Below are 21,413 nucleotides of genomic sequence, written 5' to 3' on the forward strand. Positions count from 1 at the left end.
CGGCCCCGCAACCTGCCGCCACCCCGGCAGCCACGGCGGAGACCCCGGCAGAGGTCGAGGAATCCGAGCCCGAATTGCTGAGCGCCCCGCGCGACGGCCGCGAGGCGGATGATCTGAAAAAGATTTCCGGCGTCGGGCCGAAGCTTGAAGAGCTGCTCAATTCCATGGGCTTCTGGCATTTCGACCAGATCGCCGCCTGGGGTCCGTCCGAAATCGCCTGGGTCGATGCGCGCCTCAAGTTCAAGGGCCGGATCGAGCGTGACAATTGGGTCGCACAGGCCAGCGAACTGGCCGGGTCCTGATCCTCTGCCCTTTGACGAGCGGCCGGAACCCGGCACCCTTGCAGGGCGCGCTGTAGGGGCATGTGCCCTGTTTCGGGCGTCGGGATGGATGGCAGTCACAGGAGGCCGACGTGATTCATGACTATGAAACCATGTTCAAAGGCCATGTGGAGCAGTCCGAACGGCGTCAGGCCAATGCTGACCTCATGGCTGAAATCCTGTGGAGCTATGTGCAGCCGAAATCGGTCATCGACCTTGGCTGCGGGCTCGGGTTCTTTCTGAAATCCTGCAAGGCGCGGGGCGCGACGATCAAGGGCGTGGATGGCGATTGGCTGGCACCGGGCGATAGTGTCATCGCGAAATCCTACCGGCAGACAGCCGATCTCAATCAGCCCTACACGGCCCGCAAGCGCTATGATCTGGCGGCCACGATCGAAGTGGCGGAGCATCTCTCGCCGGAGCGGTCGGAGGGGTTCGTGGATGATCTCTGCGCCTTGTCGGACGTGGTTCTGTTTTCCGCCGGTGTTCCGGGGCAGGGCGGGGCCGGGCATATCAATCTGCGGTTTCAGGGCGACTGGGCGGCGATGTTCCAGGATCGCGGCTATGGGTGCTACGATCCGATCCGCCGCCGCATGGGGGCGTTCGAGTCGGTCCTGCCTTGGCTGATGCAAAACGTGCTGCTCTACGTGAAGGACGGGGTGGAAATCGGCCCGGCCCTGGCCGAACATCGCATCCATCCCCGTGCAGCCTCTTACGTGTGCGATTGGCACTACAACAAGCGGGTCAAGACGTTTCAGCGCCGCTTGCGGGCCGCAAAACGCAAGTCGTAACCCCTTTTCCAAGAAAATCCTTCACAGATCGGGGGCGGCTGGTGTCTACTTGCCGCAATTGGGAAACAGGGGAATTGTTATGTCTGCACAGAATGACAGCACCAGCTGCCATACGAACTGCCTGATTGCCGGGGTCGTCCTTGGGGTCTTGCTGTTCCTGATCCTGAAATTCGCCGCCGGGTGGGGCCTCTTGATGGCGCTGATCCTCGGTCTCGTGGTGGCGGTGCTTTTGACAATCGTGCTGCGCATGGTCTTGTGTGTCGAGAGCGGGGCAGGGGCGTCTGCCTCGACGCCGGCATCTTCGCCCGCGCCAGCTCCGACAGCTCCGCCCGCACCGACCCCGACAGCTCCGCCCGCACCGGCACCGGCGGCCGCTCCGGAGCCGGAAGCCGCCCCGGAACCCGTCGCGGAAAGCGTTCCAGAGCCTGAACCCGAAGCCGCGCCCGAACCCGAAGCGGTATCTGAACCGGAACCGGCGGCAGAGCCGGAACCGGAGGCGACGCCAGAACCCGAGGAAACCCCGACGCCAGTCGCCTCTGCGCCGGAACCGATCGAGGAAGAGGCCCCCGCCGCGCAACCCGCCGCCATGGAGGCCGCGCGAGAGGGTGGGCCGGATGATCTGAAGAAGATCAAGGGCGTGGGGCCGAAACTGGAGCAATTGCTGCACTCGCTCGGTATCTATCACTTCGACCAGATCGCCGCCTGGGGGCCGTCCGAAGTGGCCTGGATGGATGACAATCTGCAAGGCTTCCGGGGCCGCGTGACCCGCGATGACTGGGTCGCGCAGGCAGGGCTATTGGCCGCAGGTGGAGAGACGGATTTCTCAAGAAAAGTTGACGGCGGGGATGTATATTGACCTCTGGGAGGATGCGTTTGATCATCCAAGAGGACAACCGACATGAAACTTGCAGAAGACATCTGGCTGGGATCTGTCGCGGCCCGTAACAACCTGATTGCGGCCGCGAACTACTCGGTCGCGTTCTACGGAAATGCTGCGGTGCAGAGCTGGTCTTTGGGCCTGACCGCGCCGCAGGTGTTCTGGTCCGCGATGGCCCGTGCCTTCGACGACACGCCCGGAAATGCCGATGAGGCACCGGTTGCGGAAGCACCCGTCGCGGAGGCACCGGTTGCTGTTGCGCCGGTTCTGGCCGTGGTCGAGGCCGCTCCGGAGCCTGCCGTGGCAGAGCCGGACCCGGTCATGGTCGAGGAAGACATCCCCGCCGCGACCCCGGACGCTGCCACCCCCAATCCGCATCTGCTGGACGAGCCACGCGGCGGCGTGGCCGACGACCTGAAACTGGTCAAGGGCATCGGCGCCAAGCTGGAGGCGGGCCTGAACGAGATCGGGATTTACCATTTCGATCAGTTGGCCGCGCTTGACGCGGCCGGAATCGACTGGCTGGACGAGCATCTGCCGGGCTTCAAGCGCAGTTGTGCGCGGTTCGATCTGGTCACGGGCGCAGGCGAATTCGTCTGATCCCGCCGCCATAGCGCAGCAAAAACCAAACGCGTCGGCCCGTCCGGCGCGTTTTTCCGTTTTCCGCTTGCGATTTGCGCCGCCGGACAGTGGACAATCCCCGCCGCTCTGCCGTAAACCGGGCCAAACCGCTAGCGACCCGAGGCCAGGCCAAATGCCCGATGCCCCCCGGACTGTTTCCCCCCAGGCCCGCAAGGCCCGCATCGCCGCTGTCGTTATGGCCGTGACGATGATCTTGTGGATGGGGGCGCAGCTTGTGGGTGGACAGTTGGGCCTGCCCGTGCGCTATGTGTTTCTGTTCGACCTTGCGGCAATTGCGGCTCTGGTCTGGGCCCTGATCGTGACGTATCAGGTCTGGCAAGCCCGCCGCGCAGAAAGGGACTGAGGATGCTTCAGGACAAAGACCGGATCTTTACGAATATCTACGGCATGCACGACCGCACCCTCGCGGGCGCCAAGGCGCGCGGCCACTGGGACGGCACCAAGGACCTGATCGGTCTGGGCCGCGACAAGATCGTCGAGATCATGAAGGCGTCCGGCTTGCGCGGGCGCGGCGGGGCTGGTTTCCCCACCGGTCTGAAATGGTCCTTCATGCCCAAGGAAAGCGATGGCCGCCCGTCCTACCTGGTGATCAACGCCGATGAATCCGAGCCCGGCACCTGCAAGGACCGGGAGATCATGCGCAACGATCCCCATACGCTGATCGAAGGGGCACTGATCGCCAGCTTCGCCATGGGCGCGCATGTCAGCTACATCTATATCCGCGGCGAATATATCCGCGAACGCGAGGCGCTGCAGGCCGCGATCGACGAGGCGTATGACGCGGGCCTTCTGGGCAAGAACGCCGCCGGATCTGGCTTCGACTTCGATTTGTACCTCCATCACGGGGCCGGGGCCTATATCTGCGGCGAGGAAACCGCGCTCATTGAAAGCCTTGAAGGCAAGAAGGGCATGCCCCGGATGAAGCCGCCTTTCCCGGCGGGCGCGGGCCTTTACGGCTGCCCCTCGACCGTGAACAACGTGGAATCCATCGCCGTGGTGCCGACCATCCTGCGCCGGGGCGCGGACTGGTTCGCGGGCTTTGGCCGCCCCAACAATGCGGGCACCAAGCTGTTTGCCATCTCGGGCCATGTGAACAATCCTTGCGTGGTGGAAGAGGCGATGTCGATCAGCTTCGAGGAGCTGATTGAAAAGCATTGCGGCGGTATCCGCGGGGGCTGGGACAACCTGCTGGCGGTGATCCCCGGCGGCTCCTCCGTGCCGTGCGTGCGCGGCGAAAACATGCGCGACGCGATCATGGATTTCGACTATCTGCGCAATGACCTGCAATCGGGTCTGGGCACCGCTGCGGTCATCGTCATGGACAAGTCCACCGATATCGTGAAAGCGATCTGGCGGCTGTCGAAGTTCTACAAGCACGAAAGCTGCGGCCAGTGCACGCCCTGCCGCGAAGGTACCGGCTGGATGATGCGGGTGATGGATCGCCTTGTGCGGGGCGAGGCCGAACTGGAAGAGATCGACATGCTGTTCCAGGTGACCAAGCAGGTGGAAGGCCACACGATCTGTGCCCTTGGCGATGCGGCGGCCTGGCCGATCCAGGGTCTCATTCGCAACTTCCGCGATGAGATCGAGGACCGGATCAAGTCGCAGAAAGCCGGACGCGTCAGCGCGGTCGCTGCCGAATAGGGATGCATCTGGCCCAGTTCAATATCGGCCGCATGGCCTATGAGCTGGACGATCCCCGCATGGCCGGTTTCAACCGCGGGATCGACATGCTGAACAGCATCGCGGAACGGTCCGACGGGTTCGTCTGGAAATACGAAACCGCCTTCGGGGGCGTTGTCCCCGAAGAGGTCGATGGCGACCCACGCATTCTGGTGAACCTGACCGTCTGGGACAGTGTTGACAGCTTGCGCTTCTATGTCTGGAACACGCTGCACAAGCATTTCGTGACCCGCCGGGCGGACTGGTTCACGCCGATGGACGAGGCCCATCTGGTGATGTGGTGGGTCCCGGAAGGGCACCGCCCGGATCTGGCGGAGGCTTTGGCTAAGCTGGAACATCTGCGCCAGAACGGAGAGACCGCAGACGCGTTCGGCTGGAATGCCGTTTCGAAGGCGTGACCGGGCGCTGTCCATCAAGCCCTTGATTATATGTGCAATAGGCCCCTAGGGTTCTTCAGATTTTTTTGACGGAGGCCATTCCATGAAACCCATTTCTCTCGCCATCGGCATTTCGCTCGCCCTGACCGGTCTCGCGCAGGCTCAAACCCTTGAAGATCTGATCGCAGGCGAGATGACTTTCTCGCTGGAGGAATATGGCGACCTTGTGCGCACCAATTTCCGCGTCTCGGCCTCCGGGCATTCGAACGGCATCGCCTACACGCTGACCGGCGAGCGGGGATCGTCCATCTTCACCGGCTTTTCCAATGATGGGGAGGATCAGGAATTCAACGATCTGCCCATGCCCCATGACGCGATTCACGTTGGCAGCAACTTTTCCATCACCTTTGATGAACCGGTTCAGGCGCTGATCGTTGCAACGGCCAATGACAACGCCACCGGGGACGGGTTCGACTTTGTCATGACGCCGCTGGAAACCGTCGATATCGAGATGCAGGGCACCTTCATGCGCAGCGAGGACCATCGCGGGACGCTGGCGCTGTTCGTTCTGGTGGAGCCGAGCGACACCTGGGAAAGCCTCTCGGAGGATGCTATTTCCGACGGGATCGACCTGGCGTTCTTTGCCTATCCGGTCTGGCCGCCCGCCTCAGAATAAGTACCTGCGTCACGCCATCTGGCGGAGGGCGCACCAAAACGGGAGGACGAGATGGCAGACACGGAAACCACACCGGCGCGCAAAGGGTGGTTGACGCGAGAGCGCAACGGCATTGCGTCTTTCGCGGATCTGTCCCGTATCCTTCTGGCGGTGATCGCCGGTCTGGTGGCGTTCTGGCAGTTCAACCAGCAATGGCGGATCGAGAATGAACGCGGCGCGCGGGCGGCCTATCGCGAGTTCCTGATCATCTCGATGAACAACCCCGAGCTGTCGCGGCCCGACCTTCTGGACCAGGACGCGACCCCGATCGAGAACGAGCGCTATTTCTGGTATGTCAATCTGATGAGCCAGACCTTCGAAGAGGTCTTCGCCCATGTCCCCGAGGTCGACGCGTGGGTGGCCATCGCGGAAATCCAGATCGCCTTTCACTGCGGGTTCTACCTTGGCGACGACTATGATCCGTCGCTGTACTCCGCGCGGTTCCGGGAGACGGTTGACCGGATCATCGACGAGGACCCCCTCGGGTTCTGCTACTGACCTGTGTCCCATCTGCCCATGAAGCGTTCTGCGGCCCCTTGAAAGCGTTGATGAATCCTATCCGAAAGGGTAGACTGTATCCAAATGGCACCCGAAAACGGGGCGAGTGGGTTCCTCTGTGGAGGCGGCAGTGACAGATCAACGTGCATATGACGGCGGCAGGCCGGTCTTGGTCGGTGTCTACCGGGTATGGGTGGTCGCCGTATTCGTGTCCTTCGCGGCGCTTGGCATCTGGCTGGGATATACCTGGGGTATTGGCGGCTCCATCCTCGGCACGGTGATCGGTGTGATGCTGGCAGGCATGGTCATGATGGTGCTGAACACGCCGGAGAAACTGGAAGCGGCGATTTACACGACGCTCGGGATCGCGTTCGTGGCGCTGATCATCTACCTGATCATCGCCTATTGGGGCGTGCGGATCTGAGCGGGGTGAACCGGCGGGAACGGGCCGATTCAGGCGGATAGCAATCGCCTGATATTGAATGTCAGACCGCAATGCCCCCATTTTGGCGCAGGGTCCGACTACGCCAGCCAAGGATTTTGCAATATGTCTCGATGTTTTCCCCTTCTTGTTATGTGCCTGTTTTTGGCACAGCCGGCGCGCGCTGATGATTGGGATGTGCTGCGCAATGACCCGGTGCTGAGCGAGGGGCTGGTGGCCTTTGCCATCGCACGCCACATCCATAATCGCTGCGACTCGATTTCCGCCCGGCGGTTGCGTGCGCTCGGGTTCATCAACAGCCTTGTCGGGCGGGCGACCGATCTTGGCTTTACCCGCTCGGAGATCGAGGATTTCGTCTTCAACGAAGACGAGCAGCAGCGCGTGCGCGCGATTGCCGATGCCCGACTGGCAGAACGCAACGCATCGCCCGATCAACGCGAAGGGTACTGCACCGTCGGCGAAGAAGAAATCAGTGCGAACAGTCAGATTGGCCGCCTTTTGCGGTAACCTTTTCTTTCCAATTTCATGCTTCAAGCCCATGCCCGCCCCCAAATGGCGGGCATGCGCGCATTGGGCGCGGTCATATACCGTTGTATACCGGGTTATCGGCTTGAAAAATGCCGCCATCACGTTGCAAAAGCGCGTCAATCGCGGCACTAGGGTGGCACGGCAATTTTCCGCGTGAATCCGGGCGGGGCTTGCGGTAGACACGCCGCCAACCGGAGCCAAGCGACGCGCAAGGGTGAAGCATGACCGATCTACGCAAAATCATCATCGACGACAAAGAGATCGAGGTCGATCCCGCGATGACATTGATTCAGGCCTGTGAAGAGGCTGGGGTCGAAGTTCCGCGGTTCTGCTATCACGAGCGTCTGTCGATTGCCGGCAACTGCCGCATGTGCCTGGTGGAGGTCGTTGGCGGCCCGCCGAAACCCGCCGCCTCCTGCGCCATGCAGGTGCGCGACCTGCGCCCCGGCCCCGAAGGCCAGCCGCCGGTCGTCAAGACGAACTCCCCCATGGTCAAGAAGGCCCGTGAAGGGGTGATGGAATTCCTGCTGATCAACCATCCGCTGGACTGTCCGATCTGCGACCAGGGTGGCGAATGCGACCTGCAGGATCAGGCGATGGCCTACGGCGTGGATTTCTCCCGCTACCGCGAACCCAAGCGCGCCTCCGAGGAACTGAACCTCGGTCCGCTCGTCTCGACCGCCATGACCCGCTGCATTTCCTGCACCCGCTGCGTGCGCTTCACGACCGAGGTTGCGGGCATCTGGCAGATGGGCCAGACCGGGCGCGGCGAGGATAGCGAGATCACCAGCTACCTCAATGAGACGCTCGATTCGAACCTGCAGGGCAATATCATCGACCTCTGCCCGGTTGGCGCACTGACCTCCAAGCCCTACGCCTTCACCGCCCGTCCGTGGGAACTGACCAAGACCGAAACCATCGACGTGATGGACGCGCTTGGCTCGAACATCCGCGTTGACACCAAGGGGCGTGAAGTCATGCGCATCCTGCCGCGCAACCATGACGGCGTGAACGAGGAATGGATTTCCGACAAGACCCGCTTCATCTGGGACGGTCTGCGCCGCCAGCGTCTGGACACGCCCTATATCCGTGAAAACGGTCGCTTGCGCAAAGCCAGCTGGCCCGAGGCGCTTTCTGCTGCCGCTAACGCCATGAAGGGCAAGAAGGTCGCGGGCCTCGTGGGCGATCTGGCCCCGGTCGAAGCCGCGTTTGCGCTCAAAGGTCTGATCGAAGGGCAGGGCGGCAATGTGGAATGCCGCACCGATGGCGCGAAGCTGCCTGCCGGCAACCGGGGCGCCTATGTGGGCACCGCGATGGTCGAGGATATCGACAGCGCCAAGACCATCCTGCTGATCGGCACCAACCCGCGCGACGAAGCGCCGGTTCTGAACGCCCGCATCCGCAAGGCGTGGATCAACGGCGCGCGCATCGGACTGATCGGCCCCAAGGCCGACCTGACCTATGACTACTACCATTTCGGGTCCGACCGGAAGGCGCTGACCGATCTGGTCGCCAAGGTCGAAGCCAAGCCCGATACGATCGTGATCGTCGGTCAGGGCGCGCTGCGCGAAGCTGATGGCGAAGCGGTTCTGAGCCAGGCATTGGCCTATGTCGAAGGTTGCGGCGCGAAGCTGATGGTGCTGCACACGGCTGCGTCCCGCGTCGGTGCGATGGATGTGGGTGCGGTGACCGAGGGCGGTCTGCCTGCGGCCATCGACGGGGCAGAGGTGATCTACAACCTCGGTGCCGATGAGGTGGATATCGCCGCTGGCCCCTTCGTGATCTACCAGGGCAGCCATGGCGACCGGGGCGCGCATCGCGCCGATGTGATCCTGCCGGGCGCGGCCTACACGGAAGAACAAGGTCTCTTCGTCAACACCGAAGGCCGTCCGCAACTGGCGCTTCGCGCGGGCTTTGCGCCCGGTGAGGCCAAGGAAAACTGGGCGATCCTCAGGGCGCTTTCGGCGGAACTGGGCGCGGCGCTGCCTTACGACTCGCTTGTGCAGCTGCGCAACGCGATCGTCGACGCGGTTCCGCATCTGGCGATGATCGACGAAGTTCCGATGAACGAGATCGCGGCCCTGGAGCTGCGCGCACCTGCCGAGGCCGATTTCGTGCCAGCGGTGAAGGATTTCTACCTGACCAACCCGATTGCCCGCGCATCGGCCGTGATGGCCGAGCTGAGCGCTGCGGCAAAGGCGCGGTCTGAGGCCGCGATCGCGGCGGAGTAAGCGGAGTGCCGGGCGGCGGAACGCTCCGGCCCTTCGTGGGTGGCGGTGCCATGGTTCTGGCGCTGGCGGGCTGTACGCCCGATCCGGCGGCCACGCAGGACCGGCATCCGGCGCTGTTTGAGTATCTGGGGGTCGAAACCCGTCTCCTGGATGAAAATCTGGTGAATTTCCGCGTGGAGATGCGCGGTGCAAGGGGGCGAGAGGACGTGGCGGCCTATGCCGAATGTGCAGCAGCTCAGTACACGCTGATCCGGGGCTACGGATTTGCGCGACATGTCCGCACAAATGTGCAGGAAGAGGCTGGCCTTTGGCACGCAGATGCGGTTTACACCGTGTCACCGGCGCTCCCCCGGGGGGTGCAGACGATAGACGCCGAAGTGGTGGTCGCCGACTGCGCCGAGCAAGGCATACCGACGGTGTGAGGACAGATGGCTGAATTCTTTACAACCACTCCCGGCATCGCGCTGATTATTATCGCGCAGTGTCTTGCGGTGATCGCATTCGTGATGATCTCGCTTCTCTTCCTGGTCTATGGCGACCGGAAGATCTGGGCGGCGGTCCAGATGCGCAAGGGCCCCAACGTGGTGGGGGTCTTCGGGCTACTGCAGTCGGTCGCGGATGCCCTGAAATACGTCATCAAGGAAGTGGTGATCCCGGCGGGCGCTGACAAGCCCGTGTTCATCCTGGCACCGCTGACCAGCTTCGTTCTGGCGATGATTGCCTGGGCGGTGATCCCCTTCAACGATGGCTGGGTTCTGGCGGATCTGAACGTCGCCATTCTCTATGTCTTCGCCGTCTCCTCGCTGGAGGTTTATGGCGTGATCATGGGCGGTTGGGCATCGAACTCCAAATATCCGTTCCTCGGTTCGCTGCGCTCTGCCGCGCAGATGATTTCCTACGAGGTTTCCATCGGCCTGATCATCATCGGTGTGGTGATCACCACAGGCTCGCTCAACTTCTCTGACATCGTGCGCGCGCAGGACGGGTCTTACGGGTTCTTCAGCTGGTACTGGCTGCCGCATTTCCCGATGGTCTTCCTGTTCTTCATCTCGGCCCTGGCCGAAACCAACCGCCCGCCCTTCGACCTGCCAGAGGCGGAATCGGAGCTGGTCGCGGGCTATCAGGTGGAATATTCGGCGACGCCCTTCCTGTTGTTCATGGCCGGGGAATACATCGCCATCTTCCTGATGTGCGCCCTTGTCACGCTGCTTTTCTTCGGCGGCTGGCTGTCCCCGATTCCGGGCCTGCCCGATGGCGTGCTGTGGATGGTCGGCAAGATGGCCTTCTTCTTCTTCATCTTCGCCATGGTGAAGGCGATCACGCCGCGCTACCGCTATGACCAACTGATGCGGATCGGTTGGAAAGTGTTCCTGCCGCTGTCTCTGGGCTGGGTCGTGATCGTGGCCTTCCTGGCAAAATTCGAACTCTTCGGCGGTGCCTATGCCCGCTGGATGATCGGGGGCTGATTGATGACGCAGATCGACTACACCCGCGCCGCGAAATACTTCCTGCTGGCGGATTTCGTCAAAGGCTTCCAACTGGGGCTGAAGTATTTCTTCGCGCCCAAAGCCACGGTGAACTACCCGCATGAGAAAGGCCCGCTCTCGGTCCGCTTCCGGGGTGAACACGCGCTGCGCCGCTACCCCAACGGCGAAGAGCGCTGCATTGCCTGCAAACTGTGCGAGGCGATCTGCCCGGCACAGGCCATCACCATCGACGCCGAACCGCGCGAGGATGGCAGCCGCCGGACCACCCGCTACGACATCGACATGACCAAATGCATCTATTGCGGCTTCTGCCAGGAGGCGTGCCCGGTGGATGCGATTGTCGAAGGCCCTAATTTCGAATTCGCCACCGAAACCCGAGAAGAGCTGTTCTACAACAAGGAAAAGCTGCTGGAGAACGGCGCCCGGTGGGAAGCCGAGATTGCCCGCAACCTTGAGCTGGATGCCCCCTACCGATGACCAAAGCCCCGCAAAACCCCTTCGCGGCGCTGATGGCGCAGACGCAGGACATGGCCAAGGATTGGGTCAAGCAGGTCAATCCTGCGATGGCGCAGTTCACGCCGCAGGGCTTTGAAAAGCTCTGGCCGACCATGCCTGCCGAGATGATGGAGGCGTTCATGGGCAAACAGTTCAACCCCGATGGGCTGGATGCCAAGACCCGCCTGCTGCTGACGCTTCAGGGCCTGACCATCCAGGGCGCCGTGGCGGAACCGCAGATCCGCCTGACCGTGCGCCACGCGCTGGAGGCCGGGGCATCGAAACAGGAAATTGCCGAAACCATCGCGCAGGCCGCCATGTTCGGGGGGGTCCCCGCCATGACCAAGGCGATGGAGCTTGCCCGTCAGGCCATCGACGGAACCGAGGAGTAACCCCATGGGTATCGCCGATTTCACCTTCTACCTCTTCGCCATCACCACCGTGGTGGCCGGCCTCTTCGTGGTGGTCAGCCGCAACCCGGTGCATTCGGTCCTGTGGCTCATCCTGGCCTTCCTCAGTTCTGCCGGGCTCTTCGTCCTGATTGGGGCGGAGTTCGTGGCGATGCTGCTGGTGATCGTCTATGTGGGCGCGGTCGCCGTGCTGTTCCTTTTCGTCGTCATGATGCTGGATGTGGATTTCGCCGAACTGAAGGCGGAGATGGCCAAATACATCCCCATGGCGGGCCTTATCGGCGTGATCATCCTGATCCAGCTGTCCATGGCGTTCGGCCCCTGGGCCACGGCCGAAGGCGTTGACCTTCTGGCGACCCCCAATGCCACGCCCGAAGGGGCCGCGCACAATACCGCTGCTCTGGGGGCCGTGATCTATGACCAATACTTCCTGCTCTTCCAGCTTGCGGGGCTGATCCTGCTGGTGGCCATGATCGGCGCCATCGTGCTGACCCTGCGCCACCGCACCGACGTCAAGCGCCAGAACGTGCTGGCCCAGATGTATCGCGATCCGGCCAAGGCGATGGAACTGAAGGACGTGAAGCCGGGGCAGGGGCTCTGATGGCTTGGTGGGGTTGGGTGGCCATTGCCGTTGCCCTGGCCGCCGCAGTTTACACAACGTCCCGCAAACGGGGCGGAACCGACCGGAACTGAGACCGGTCACAAAGAACTCTGGCCGCACCGGCAAAGGTGCGGGCGCGATTGAATAACCAAGGGGTGACAGGCCCCGGAGGGACGAGATGAGTATCGCACTGGAACATTACCTGACGGTGGCGGCGGCGCTGTTCGTCATCGGGATTTTCGGGATTTTCCTGAACCGCAAGAACGTGATCGTCATCCTGATGTCGATCGAACTGATGCTTCTGGCGGTCAACATCAACCTCGTCGCCTTTTCCGCCTATCTGGGCGATCTGACGGGGCAGATCTTTACTCTCTTCGTGCTGACCGTCGCCGCCGCCGAGGCCGCGATTGGTCTGGCTATCCTCGTCTGCTTCTTCCGCAACCGCGGCACCATCGCCGTGGAAGACGTCAACGTTATTAAGGGCTGAGCCGACATGGAAACCTTCCTCCTCTTCCTCCCGCTCGTTGGCGCGATCATCTGCGGCTTTTCCTGGCGTCTGATCGGGGAAACGGCGGCCTGTTGGGTGGCAACCGGCGCGCTGTTCCTGTCCTGTATCCTCAGCTGGTTTGTCTTCCTTGGCTTCGATGGCGAGACCTATACCCGCGATCTCTTCACCTGGATCGCGTCTGGCACGCTGGACACCAGCTGGTCGGTGCGCATCGACCGTCTGACTGCGATCATGCTGATCGTGATCACCACGGTCTCGGCGCTCGTGCATCTCTACTCCTTCGGCTACATGGCCCATGACGAACATTTCCGCGAGGGCGAGAGCTACCGCCCCCGGTTCTTCGCCTACCTGTCCTTCTTCACCTTCGCGATGCTGTCGCTGGTGACCGCCGACAACCTGCTGCAACTGTTCTTCGGTTGGGAAGGGGTGGGCGTCGCGTCCTACCTGCTGATCGGCTTCTACTTCCGCAAGCCGAGCGCGGGCGCTGCTGCCATGAAGGCCTTCATCGTCAACCGGGTGGGCGACTTCGCCTTCCTGCTTGGCATTTTCGCGATCTACAAGCTGACCGACAGCATCAACTTCTCGGTGATCCTGGCGGAAGGTCCGCACCTGGCGGAGCAGACGATCAGCTTCATGGGGCGTGAGTTGAACGCAGCCAACACCATCGGCATGCTGCTCTTCATCGGGGCCATGGGGAAATCGGCGCAGCTGTTCCTGCACACCTGGCTGCCCGACGCGATGGAAGGCCCGACCCCGGTGTCGGCGCTGATCCACGCCGCGACCATGGTGACGGCGGGTGTCTTCCTGGTCTGCCGTATGTCGCCGATCATGGAATACGCGCCCTATGCGACCAATTTCATCGTGATCATCGGGGCCGCGACAGCCTTCTTCGCGGCGACCGTGGGTTTGGTGCAGAACGACATCAAGCGCGTGATCGCCTATTCGACCTGTTCGCAGCTTGGCTACATGTTCGTGGCCGCCGGTGTGGGCGTTTACTCGGTGGCCATGTTCCACCTCTTCACCCACGCCTTCTTCAAGGCGATGCTGTTCCTTGGTGCAGGCTCGGTCATCCATGCGATGCATCACGAGCAGGACATGCGGAACTATGGCGGTCTGCGCAAGAAGATCCCCTTCACCTTTGCCGCGATGATGATCGGCACGCTGGCCATCACCGGCGTCGGCATCCCGCTGACCGGCTGGATCGGCTTTGCGGGCTTCGCCTCCAAGGATGCGGTGATCGAGAGCGCCTTTGCCTTCGGTGGCGGTCTGGGAACCTACGCCTTCTGGATGCTGGTCGTCGCGGCCTGCTTCACCAGCTTCTATTCCTGGCGCCTCATTTACCTGACCTTCTATGGCAAGCCGCGCGGCGACAAGCATGCGCATGAGCATGCCCATGAAAGCCCCAAGACCATGCTGATCCCGCTGGCAGTGCTGGCGCTTGGCGCGGTCTTCTCTGGCGCGATCTGGTACAACCAGTTCTTCGGCCATACCGATACCGTGGGCCGCTTCTTCGGCGTGCCTTACGCGGTTGAGGGCCACGCGGATGAGGCTGGCCATGGCGAGGAAGCGATGGCGGCGGATGGTCATGGCGAAGCGGCAACCGACGGTCATGGCGAAAACGCAGCCCCTGCCGACAGCCACGCCACCGAGGACAGCCACGCAGCCGCGGATGACGGCCATGGCGAGGCGCATTATGTCTTTACCGGCCACGCGGGCGAAGGGGCCATTCACATGGCACCGGATAACCACGTGCTGAATGACGCGCATAGCGTGCCGAAATGGGTCAAGCTGGCGCCCTTCGTCGCCATGATCATCGGCTTTGTCACCGCGACGCTGTTCTACATCGTGCGTCCGACCCTGCCCGCCCGCACCGCCGAGCTGTTCCAGCCCGCCTATCAGTTCCTGCTGAACAAGTGGTATTTCGACGAGATCTACAACTGGATCTTCGTCATCCCCGCCGCCTGGATCGGGCGGACCCTGTGGAAGCGCGGCGATGGCAACATCATCGACGGCGGCATCAACGGGCTGGCCATGGGGATCATCCCCTTCTTCACGCGGCTCGCGGGCCGGGCGCAGTCCGGTTACCTCTTCCACTATGCCTTCGCGATGGTTCTGGGCATCGCGGTGCTGATCACCATCGCAACCTTGAGCTTCGGGGGCTGAGAGCAGAGACATGCAAGACAATCTTCTCTCCATCGTTACCTTTCTTCCCCTGGTGGCTGCGCTGTTCGCGCTGATCCCGGATGGCAAGTCTGAAGGCGGCAAGAAGAACGCGAAATACTTGGCGCTGGCCGCAACGCTTGCGACCTTCGTGATCTCGCTGTTCATCCTGCTGGAATTCGACGCCTCCAACCCCGGCTTCCAGCTGGTGGAAGAAGGCGAATGGATGCTTGGCCTGACCTACAAGGTCGGCGTCGACGGTATCTCGGTGCTCTTCGTGATGCTGACAACCTTCCTGATGCCGCTGGTCATCTGGTCGTGCTGGGAGGTGGAGCATCGCGTCAAGGAATACATGATCGCGCTCCTGGTTCTGGAAAGCCTGATGATCGGCGTCTTCGTGGCGCTGGATCTGGTCCTTTTCTACCTGTTCTTCGAGGCGGGCCTCATCCCGATGTTCCTGATCATCGGCATCTGGGGTGGTCAGAACCGTATCTATGCCGCGTTCAAGTTCTTCCTCTACACCTTCCTCGGTTCGGTGCTGATGCTGGTTGCGATGATCGCGATGTATGTGGATGTAGGGACCACGGATATTCCGACGCTGCTGACCCACCAGTTCAGTTCTGACACGATCTCGATCATGGGCTGGCATATCGTCGGCGGCTTGCAGACGATCCTGTGGATCGCCTTCTTCGCCAGCTTCGCGGTGAAGATGCCGATGTGGCCGGTCCACACCTGGTTGCCCGACGCGCACGTTCAGGCGCCCACGGCAGGCTCGGTCGTTCTGGCCGCGATCCTTCTGAAGATGGGCGGCTATGGCTTCCTGCGGTTCAGCCTGCCGATGTTCCCCGTTGCCTCTGACCTGATGGCAGAGTTCGTCATGTGGCTTTCCGTCATTGCCATCATCTACACCTCGCTTGTTGCGATGGTGCAGGAGGATATGAAGAAGCTCATCGCCTATTCCTCCGTCGCCCATATGGGCTACGTCACCATGGGCATCTTCGCGGCAAACCAACAAGGCATTGACGGGGCGATCTTCCAGATGATCAGCCACGGCTTCGTGTCCGGCGCGCTCTTCCTTTGTGTCGGCGTCATCTATGACCGGATGCACACACGCGAGATCGACGCCTATGGCGGCCTCGTGAACCGGATGCCCGCCTATGCGCTGGTGTTCATGCTGTTCACCATGGCCAATGTCGGTCTGCCGGGCACGTCGGGCTTCGTGGGTGAATTCCTGACGCTGATGGGGGTCTTCCAGGTCAATACCTGGATCGCGGTCTTCGCCGCGACCGGTGTGATCCTGTCGGCAGCCTATGCGCTGTGGCTCTACCGCCGGGTGGTCTTTGGCGACCTGATCAAGGAAAGCCTCAAATCCATCACCGACATGACCCCGCGTGAACGCATGATCTTCGCGCCGCTCATCGTGATGACCCTGCTTCTGGGCGTCTACCCGAGCCTCGCCCTCGACGTGATCGGCCCCTCGGTCGAGAACCTTGTCCACCATTACGACCTGGCCGTCGGACAACCCATGTCCGACACCGCCGTCGCCGCCAGCCACTGAGGTCCCGAGATGTTTGCGTCCGATATCGCCATTCTCCTGCCCGAGATCGTCCTGTCCGTTTTCGCGATGGCGGGGCTGATCGCAGCGGTCTACACCTCCAAGGACGGGATGGCCCCGGCCCTTGTCTGGCTGACTGCCGCGCTGCTGGCGCTGATGGGCATCTATATCGGCCTGACGGGTGAGGGCAGCCAGGTCGCGTTTGACGGCATGTTCATCAATGACGGCTTTGCGCGCTTCGCCAAGGTGGTGATCCTGCTGTCGGCTGCCGCGATCCTGCTCATTGGCAAGGATTTCATGCAGCGCGACGACCTGCTGCGGTTCGAATATCCGATGCTGATCGTGCTGGCGACGGTCGGCATGATGGTCATGGTGTCCTCGGGCAACCTGATGACGCTTTACATGGGGCTGGAGCTGCAATCCCTGTCGCTCTACGTCGTTGCCGCCATGCGCCGCGACAGCGTGCGGTCCACGGAAGCGGGCCTGAAATACTTTGTCCTCGGGGCGCTGTCCTCGGGCATCCTGCTGTATGGCGCGTCGCTGACCTATGGCTTTGCTGGCACCGCCGATTTCGCGGGCATCGTGGCGGCGGTCGAGGGTGGCGCATCGCTTGGCCTGATCTTCGGTCTGGCCTTCATGGTCGCGGGTCTGGCCTTCAAGGTTTCCGCCGCGCCCTTCCACATGTGGACGCCGGATGTCTACGAAGGCTCGCCCACCCCGGTCACCGCCTTCTTTGCCACCGCGCCCAAGATGGCCGCCATGGGCCTGCTGGCCCGCCTGGCCCATGATGCCTTCGGCAGCGTGGTCAGCGACTGGCAGCAGATCATCGCGCTGCTGGCGGTTCTGTCCATGTTCCTCGGTGCCATTGCCGCAATCGGCCAGACTGACATCAAGCGCCTGATGGCCTATTCCTCGATCTCTCACATGGGCTTTGCCCTGATGGGTCTGGCCGCGGGCACCGAACAGGGTGTCAGCGCCATGCTGATCTACATGGCGATCTATGTGACCATGAATGTCGGCACCTTTGCCTTCATCCTGTCGATGCAGAAGGATGGCCGCCACGTCACCAATATCTCGTCGCTAAACGCCTTCTCGACGAAAGAGCCGATCAAGGCCGCCGCGATCCTGATCCTGATGTTCAGCCTTGCCGGTGTGCCGCCGATGGTGGGCTTCTTCGGCAAATACGCGGTGCTTCTGGCTGCTGTGGATGCGGGCCTGAACCTGGTGGCGATCCTGGGTGTGGTGGCGTCTGTCATCGGTGCCTTCTACTACCTGCGCATCGTCTACTTCATGTATTTCGGTGAGGAACGCGAAGGCATCGACGGCAAGATGAGCCCGCTGGCCTATGCCGGTCTGATGGCCGCCGCCGCGATCATGCTGCTTGGGGTGTTCAACCTCTTCGGTGTGGACAGCCTGGCCGAAGCCGCTGCCGCGACGCTGGTCCGCTAAGACATGACTGGCTGGCCCGAGGGCGTCGGCCGCAGGGTTCTGCAAACGGTCGATAGCACCATGGCCGAGGGCGCGCGCATTGCGCCCTCACTGGCCGGGCCTGAATGGGTGCTGGCGCTGGAGCAGACGGCAGGCCATGGCCGCAGGGGCCGGGCCTGGTCCTCGCCCAAGGGCAATTTCTTCGCCTCACTGGTGTTGCAGCCAAAGGAAGCCCCCGATCAGGTGGCGCTGCGCAGCTTCGTTGCGGCCCTGGCCCTGCGTGATGCCTTTGTCGCGGCGACGGGGCGGGCGGAGGCGTTCAAGCTCAAATGGCCCAATGACGTGCTGCTGAATGGCGGCAAGGTTGCGGGCATCCTGCTGGAAAGCATTGGATCGGGGCAGGGGGTCACGCATCTGATCATCGGGATCGGCGTGAACCTTGTGGCCGCCCCCGGGGCCGATCAGGTGGAAGAGGGCGCGGTTCTGCCCGTCAGCCTGCTGTCCGAAACCGGCATTCGCGTCAGCCCCGAAGAGTTCCTCGACCTGCTGGCCGTCGCCTATGCCCGGTATGAGCAGCAATTCACCACTTATGGTTTTGCCCCCATCCGCACCGCCTGGTTGCAGGAGGCCGCGCGGTTGGGCGAGACCATCACCGCCCGCACCACCGCCGAGACGATGACCGGGCGCTTTGAGACCATCGACGACAGCGGTAACCTGATCCTGACCACGCCCAAAGGGCAGCGGGCTGTACCGGCTGCCGACATCTTCTTCTGACCAAAAGGGGGCAACGCCCATGCTTCTGGCCATCGACACCGGCAACACCAACACCGTTTTTTCCATCTGGGACGGGCGGCAGATGCTGGCCACCTTCCGCACCACGACCGAACATCAGCGCACGGCGGATCAGTATTTCGTCTGGCTGTCGACGCTGATGGCGCACAAGAAACTTGATGTGACGATCACCGATTGCATCATTTCCTCCACCGTGCCGCGCGTGGTGTTCAACCTGCGCGTTCTCTGTGACCGCTATTTCGACTGTCGTCCGCTGGTGGTGGGCAAGCCCGATTGCCTGCTGCCCAACCCGCCCCGCGTCGATGCGGGCACGCAGGTGGGACCCGACAGGCTGGTCAATGCCGCTGCGGCCTTCGACCGGCATGGGGGCGATTTGATCGTCGTCGATTTCGGCACCGCCACCACCTTTGACGTGGTGGCCAGCGACGGGGCCTATGTGGGGGGCGTCATTGCGCCGGGCGTGAACCTGAGCCTGGAGGCCCTGCACCACGCCGCCGCCGCGCTGCCCCATGTGGACGTAACCAAGCCGCAAAACGTCATTGGCACCAATACCGTGGCCTGTATGCAGTCGGGCATCTTCTGGGGCTATGTCGGCCTTGTGCGCGGGATCTGTGACCGGATCTGCACGGAATACGAGAAACCCATGCGGATCATTGGCACCGGCGGGCTTGCGCCATTGTTCTCGCAGGGGGATGTGCTATTTGACCTGATCGAAGACGACCTGACGATCCACGGGCTGACCGTGATCCACAAATACAACAAGGATAACGGGCAGATATGACCTCCTCCCCTCGACTGATCTACCTTCCCCTCGGCGGCGCGGGGGAGATCGGGATGAATTGCTACCTCTATGGCTATGGGCCTCAGGGGGATGAGCGGTTCATCCTCGTCGATGTGGGCGTGAGCTTCCCCGATATGGATGGCACCCCTGGCGTAGACCTGATCCTGCCCGACATCGCCTGGATCGCGGAGCGCGCGGACCGTCTGGACGGCATTTTCATCACCCACGCGCATGAAGACCATGTCGGCGCGCTTGGCCATCTCTACCGCCATTTCCGCAAGGTGCCGGTCTTTGCCCGGCCCTTCACCGCCGCCATCGCCACCCGCAAGATGGAAGAGGCGGGGCAGGATCCGGCCATGGTGCAGGTTGCACCGGTCTGGCCGGAGACGGTGACTGCCGGTCCCTTCACCGTGGGTTTCGCGCCGACCTCGCATTCCATCCCCGAGGCGTCGGCGCTTGTCATCGACAGCCCCGAGGGCCGTGTCGTGCATTCCGGCGACTTCAAGATCGACCCCGATCCGCGCGTGGGGGAGCCGTTTGATCCTGCGATGTGGGAGGCGATCGGCAAGACCGGCATCCGGGCGCTGATCTGCGATTCCACCAATGTGTTCTCGCGCCATGCGGGCCGCAGCGAAAGCGATTTGCCGGAACCGATCACCAAGCTGGTGGCAGAGGCGCGCGGCATGGTCGTGGCGACCACCTTCGCCTCCAACATCGCACGGGTGAAGACGCTGGCCGAGGCGGGCCGCGCTGCCGGCCGCTCCGTGTGCCTGATGGGCCGGGCGATGAAGCGGATGGTAACGGTTGCGGTGGAAACCGGCGTGCTGACCGACTTCCCCTCGACCATCAGCCCCGAAGAAGCCACGCAGGTGCCACGCGAAAACCTGATGCTGATCGTGACCGGCAGCCAGGGCGAACGGCGTGCGGCCTCGGCGGCGCTGTCTCGCGGCAAGTATCTGGGTCATGAGTTGAAAGAGGGCGATACGTTCCTCTTCTCCTCCAAGACCATTCCGGGCAACGAGGTGTCCGTGGGACGCATCCAGAATGCGTTGTCGGAAATCGGTGTCGACATCGTCGATGAACAATCCGGGTTCTACCACGTCTCGGGCCATGCCAATCGCCCCGATCTTGAACGGATGCACGGGCTGTTGAAGCCGCAGATCCTGGTCCCCAATCACGGCGAACACCGCCACCTGCGGGAACACTGCAAGGTGGGGGCGGCGGGCGGCATGACCCCGGTTCTGGCGCCCAATGGCTCCATGGTGGAGCTGTCGGGCAACAAGCCGGGCATCGTCGAACATGTGGACGTGACGCGGGCCTATCTCGATGGCTCCCGCGTGATCGGGGCGCTTGATGGCGTGGTGCGCGACCGGATGAAACTGGCGCTCAATGGTCTTGTGATCGTGGCGCTGATCATCGACGAGGAAGACGAGCCACTGGAAGATTGCTGGGTCGAATTGCGGGGCCTGCCAGAGATGGTGGGCAATCAGAGCCTGTCGGAGATGATCGAGGACCAACTGGCCGAGATGTTCCCGCGCCTGACCCACAAAATGGTCATGCATGACGATAAGCTGCAAGACGAGGTCAAGCGCGTCGTCCGGCAGGTTTGCGTGTCCGAGATTGGCCGCAAGCCAGAGGTCACGACCATCATCTCGCGCCTGATGGCGGGCTGATGGCCCTTCGGGTGGAACACCTTCCCGGCCTGTCCGGGTGGGCCCCCGCCATGCTGCATGAAAACGGAAACAGCTGGCTGAGCCTGCCGGTGGCCAGCGGCCATGCGGAGTTTTCCATCCGCCTGCCGCTGACCGAACCCCACGTCGCTGCCCTGCGTGCCGACCCGGCGCGCGCCTGGATCATCTTTGGCGCGCTACACGCACGGCTGCAATCGCTTGGCCCCCGCGTGGGACAAAGCCTCGCGCCGGACATCGCGGCGGCCATCCTGCCCCGTATTCTCGGGGCCGAGGATCTTGGCCGTCTTTGCACCGATCTGCGCGCGGAGGTGCCGGATTTCGACAATGCCATCGCACAGGCTTCCGACCACAGCTTTCACGCGCCCTGAAGGCGGGAACGCGACCTTCTGCCGGTCGGAAAA

Annotated in this window: 24 protein-coding genes and 1 pseudogene; all 25 read left to right on the plus strand. The window is 62.5% G+C overall.

Annotated features, from left to right (window positions below; all coding sequences use genetic code 11):
- Window positions 1-302 (plus strand): annotated as a pseudogene (locus tag RBB16_RS07320) (NADH-quinone oxidoreductase subunit E); the annotation flags it as partial.
- Between the two features lie 110 nt (window positions 303-412).
- Window positions 413-1,111, plus strand: coding sequence for a methyltransferase domain-containing protein (locus RBB16_RS07325; RefSeq protein WP_306045544.1), 699 nt, complete (start codon window positions 413-415; stop codon window positions 1,109-1,111).
- Window positions 1,112-1,190: 79 nt separating this feature from the next.
- Window positions 1,191-1,967: a hypothetical protein gene (locus RBB16_RS07330; RefSeq protein WP_306045545.1), complete on the plus strand. Its 777-nt coding sequence runs from the start codon at window positions 1,191-1,193 to the stop codon at window positions 1,965-1,967.
- Between the two features lie 42 nt (window positions 1,968-2,009).
- Entirely contained in the window at window positions 2,010-2,588 is a 579-nt protein-coding gene (locus tag RBB16_RS07335) for a hypothetical protein (protein ID WP_306045546.1), read from the plus strand.
- A 154-nt stretch (window positions 2,589-2,742) separates the two neighbouring features.
- Window positions 2,743-2,973 (plus strand): DUF5337 domain-containing protein, encoded by a 231-nt coding sequence (locus tag RBB16_RS07340; RefSeq protein WP_071688461.1) that lies wholly within the window; start codon window positions 2,743-2,745, stop codon window positions 2,971-2,973.
- A 2-nt stretch (window positions 2,974-2,975) separates the two neighbouring features.
- Window positions 2,976-4,274 carry an NADH-quinone oxidoreductase subunit NuoF gene (nuoF, locus tag RBB16_RS07345; protein WP_306045547.1) on the plus strand — a complete coding sequence of 433 codons (1,299 nt, stop codon included), beginning with the start codon at window positions 2,976-2,978 and terminating at the stop codon, window positions 4,272-4,274.
- 2 nt (window positions 4,275-4,276) lie between these two features.
- On the plus strand, window positions 4,277-4,711 hold the full coding sequence (locus tag RBB16_RS07350) for a DUF3291 domain-containing protein (protein WP_306045548.1): 435 nt from the start codon (window positions 4,277-4,279) through the stop codon (window positions 4,709-4,711).
- An 82-nt stretch (window positions 4,712-4,793) separates the two neighbouring features.
- The gene (locus RBB16_RS07355; RefSeq protein WP_306045549.1) at window positions 4,794-5,366 is read left to right on the plus strand and encodes a hypothetical protein; all 573 of its coding nucleotides are present in this window, start codon (window positions 4,794-4,796) and stop codon (window positions 5,364-5,366) included.
- A 51-nt stretch (window positions 5,367-5,417) separates the two neighbouring features.
- On the plus strand, window positions 5,418-5,903 hold the full coding sequence (locus tag RBB16_RS07360; RefSeq protein ID WP_306045550.1) for a hypothetical protein: 486 nt from the start codon (window positions 5,418-5,420) through the stop codon (window positions 5,901-5,903).
- Window positions 5,904-6,033: 130 nt separating this feature from the next.
- The gene (locus RBB16_RS07365) at window positions 6,034-6,327 is read left to right on the plus strand and encodes a hypothetical protein (protein WP_127560873.1); all 294 of its coding nucleotides are present in this window, start codon (window positions 6,034-6,036) and stop codon (window positions 6,325-6,327) included.
- Window positions 6,328-6,489: 162 nt separating this feature from the next.
- Window positions 6,490-6,852 (plus strand): DUF5333 domain-containing protein, encoded by a 363-nt coding sequence (locus RBB16_RS07370; protein ID WP_306045552.1) that lies wholly within the window; start codon window positions 6,490-6,492, stop codon window positions 6,850-6,852.
- A 242-nt stretch (window positions 6,853-7,094) separates the two neighbouring features.
- The gene (gene nuoG / locus RBB16_RS07375; protein ID WP_306045553.1) at window positions 7,095-9,104 is read left to right on the plus strand and encodes an NADH-quinone oxidoreductase subunit NuoG; all 2,010 of its coding nucleotides are present in this window, start codon (window positions 7,095-7,097) and stop codon (window positions 9,102-9,104) included.
- A 50-nt stretch (window positions 9,105-9,154) separates the two neighbouring features.
- Window positions 9,155-9,526, plus strand: a complete 372-nt coding sequence (locus tag RBB16_RS07380) for a hypothetical protein (RefSeq protein WP_371931224.1) — start codon at window positions 9,155-9,157, stop codon at window positions 9,524-9,526.
- A 6-nt stretch (window positions 9,527-9,532) separates the two neighbouring features.
- Complete coding sequence (gene nuoH / locus RBB16_RS07385; protein ID WP_071688453.1) at window positions 9,533-10,570, plus strand: NADH-quinone oxidoreductase subunit NuoH; 1,038 nt, start codon at window positions 9,533-9,535, stop codon at window positions 10,568-10,570.
- Window positions 10,571-10,573: 3 nt separating this feature from the next.
- On the plus strand, window positions 10,574-11,068 hold the full coding sequence (nuoI, locus tag RBB16_RS07390) for an NADH-quinone oxidoreductase subunit NuoI (protein ID WP_071688452.1): 495 nt from the start codon (window positions 10,574-10,576) through the stop codon (window positions 11,066-11,068).
- Complete coding sequence (locus RBB16_RS07395) at window positions 11,065-11,478, plus strand: carboxymuconolactone decarboxylase family protein (RefSeq protein WP_071688451.1); 414 nt, start codon at window positions 11,065-11,067, stop codon at window positions 11,476-11,478. The genes nuoI and RBB16_RS07395 overlap by 4 nt, the downstream gene beginning before the upstream one ends.
- 10 nt (window positions 11,479-11,488) lie before the next feature.
- Window positions 11,489-12,097, plus strand: coding sequence for an NADH-quinone oxidoreductase subunit J (locus RBB16_RS07400; protein ID WP_306045620.1), 609 nt, complete (start codon window positions 11,489-11,491; stop codon window positions 12,095-12,097).
- A gap of 178 nt (window positions 12,098-12,275) precedes the next feature.
- Entirely contained in the window at window positions 12,276-12,584 is a 309-nt protein-coding gene (gene nuoK / locus RBB16_RS07405) for an NADH-quinone oxidoreductase subunit NuoK (RefSeq protein ID WP_306045555.1), read from the plus strand.
- Window positions 12,585-12,590: 6 nt separating this feature from the next.
- Entirely contained in the window at window positions 12,591-14,768 is a 2,178-nt protein-coding gene (gene nuoL, locus RBB16_RS07410; RefSeq protein ID WP_306045556.1) for an NADH-quinone oxidoreductase subunit L, read from the plus strand.
- Window positions 14,769-14,778: 10 nt separating this feature from the next.
- Window positions 14,779-16,323 (plus strand): NADH-quinone oxidoreductase subunit M, encoded by a 1,545-nt coding sequence (locus tag RBB16_RS07415; RefSeq protein WP_306045557.1) that lies wholly within the window; start codon window positions 14,779-14,781, stop codon window positions 16,321-16,323.
- 9 nt (window positions 16,324-16,332) lie between these two features.
- Window positions 16,333-17,769, plus strand: a complete 1,437-nt coding sequence (gene nuoN / locus RBB16_RS07420; protein ID WP_306045558.1) for an NADH-quinone oxidoreductase subunit NuoN — start codon at window positions 16,333-16,335, stop codon at window positions 17,767-17,769.
- A gap of 3 nt (window positions 17,770-17,772) precedes the next feature.
- Window positions 17,773-18,522, plus strand: coding sequence for a biotin--[acetyl-CoA-carboxylase] ligase (locus RBB16_RS07425; RefSeq protein WP_306045559.1), 750 nt, complete (start codon window positions 17,773-17,775; stop codon window positions 18,520-18,522).
- 19 nt (window positions 18,523-18,541) lie between these two features.
- A complete protein-coding gene (locus tag RBB16_RS07430; RefSeq protein ID WP_306045560.1) occupies window positions 18,542-19,321 on the plus strand; it encodes a type III pantothenate kinase in 780 nt (259 codons plus the stop codon).
- Window positions 19,318-20,994: a ribonuclease J gene (locus tag RBB16_RS07435; RefSeq protein ID WP_306045561.1), complete on the plus strand. Its 1,677-nt coding sequence runs from the start codon at window positions 19,318-19,320 to the stop codon at window positions 20,992-20,994. Before RBB16_RS07430 ends, RBB16_RS07435 begins: the two co-directional genes overlap by 4 nt.
- On the plus strand, window positions 20,994-21,380 hold the full coding sequence (locus tag RBB16_RS07440) for a hypothetical protein (protein WP_306045562.1): 387 nt from the start codon (window positions 20,994-20,996) through the stop codon (window positions 21,378-21,380). The genes RBB16_RS07435 and RBB16_RS07440 overlap by 1 nt, the downstream gene beginning before the upstream one ends.
- Window positions 21,381-21,413 lie beyond the last annotated feature (33 nt).

It is taken from the genome of Nioella sp. MMSF_3534 (assembly GCF_030732985.1).
Lineage (GTDB): Bacteria > Pseudomonadota > Alphaproteobacteria > Rhodobacterales > Rhodobacteraceae > Nioella.

What these genes read in the sequence shown, in the direction of transcription:
- RBB16_RS07330 (WP_306045545.1), top strand. Translation starts at nt 1,191, where the DNA reads ATGTCTGCACAGAATGACAGCACCAGCTGCCATACGAACTGCCTGATT.
- RBB16_RS07335 (WP_306045546.1), top strand. Translation starts at nt 2,010, where the DNA reads ATGAAACTTGCAGAAGACATCTGGCTGGGATCTGTCGCGGCCCGTAAC.
- RBB16_RS07340 (WP_071688461.1), top strand. Translation starts at nt 2,743, where the DNA reads ATGCCCGATGCCCCCCGGACTGTTTCCCCCCAGGCCCGCAAGGCCCGC.
- nuoF (WP_306045547.1), top strand. Translation starts at nt 2,976, where the DNA reads ATGCTTCAGGACAAAGACCGGATCTTTACGAATATCTACGGCATGCAC.
- RBB16_RS07350 (WP_306045548.1), top strand. Translation starts at nt 4,277, where the DNA reads ATGCATCTGGCCCAGTTCAATATCGGCCGCATGGCCTATGAGCTGGAC.
- RBB16_RS07355 (WP_306045549.1), top strand. Translation starts at nt 4,794, where the DNA reads ATGAAACCCATTTCTCTCGCCATCGGCATTTCGCTCGCCCTGACCGGT.
- RBB16_RS07360 (WP_306045550.1), top strand. Translation starts at nt 5,418, where the DNA reads ATGGCAGACACGGAAACCACACCGGCGCGCAAAGGGTGGTTGACGCGA.
- nuoG (WP_306045553.1), top strand. Translation starts at nt 7,095, where the DNA reads ATGACCGATCTACGCAAAATCATCATCGACGACAAAGAGATCGAGGTC.
- RBB16_RS07380 (WP_371931224.1), top strand. Translation starts at nt 9,155, where the DNA reads ATGGTTCTGGCGCTGGCGGGCTGTACGCCCGATCCGGCGGCCACGCAG.
- nuoH (WP_071688453.1), top strand. Translation starts at nt 9,533, where the DNA reads ATGGCTGAATTCTTTACAACCACTCCCGGCATCGCGCTGATTATTATC.
- nuoI (WP_071688452.1), top strand. Translation starts at nt 10,574, where the DNA reads ATGACGCAGATCGACTACACCCGCGCCGCGAAATACTTCCTGCTGGCG.
- RBB16_RS07395 (WP_071688451.1), top strand. Translation starts at nt 11,065, where the DNA reads ATGACCAAAGCCCCGCAAAACCCCTTCGCGGCGCTGATGGCGCAGACG.
- nuoK (WP_306045555.1), top strand. Translation starts at nt 12,276, where the DNA reads ATGAGTATCGCACTGGAACATTACCTGACGGTGGCGGCGGCGCTGTTC.
- nuoL (WP_306045556.1), top strand. Translation starts at nt 12,591, where the DNA reads ATGGAAACCTTCCTCCTCTTCCTCCCGCTCGTTGGCGCGATCATCTGC.
- RBB16_RS07415 (WP_306045557.1), top strand. Translation starts at nt 14,779, where the DNA reads ATGCAAGACAATCTTCTCTCCATCGTTACCTTTCTTCCCCTGGTGGCT.
- nuoN (WP_306045558.1), top strand. Translation starts at nt 16,333, where the DNA reads ATGTTTGCGTCCGATATCGCCATTCTCCTGCCCGAGATCGTCCTGTCC.
- RBB16_RS07425 (WP_306045559.1), top strand. Translation starts at nt 17,773, where the DNA reads ATGACTGGCTGGCCCGAGGGCGTCGGCCGCAGGGTTCTGCAAACGGTC.
- RBB16_RS07430 (WP_306045560.1), top strand. Translation starts at nt 18,542, where the DNA reads ATGCTTCTGGCCATCGACACCGGCAACACCAACACCGTTTTTTCCATC.
- RBB16_RS07435 (WP_306045561.1), top strand. Translation starts at nt 19,318, where the DNA reads ATGACCTCCTCCCCTCGACTGATCTACCTTCCCCTCGGCGGCGCGGGG.
- RBB16_RS07440 (WP_306045562.1), top strand. Translation starts at nt 20,994, where the DNA reads ATGGCCCTTCGGGTGGAACACCTTCCCGGCCTGTCCGGGTGGGCCCCC.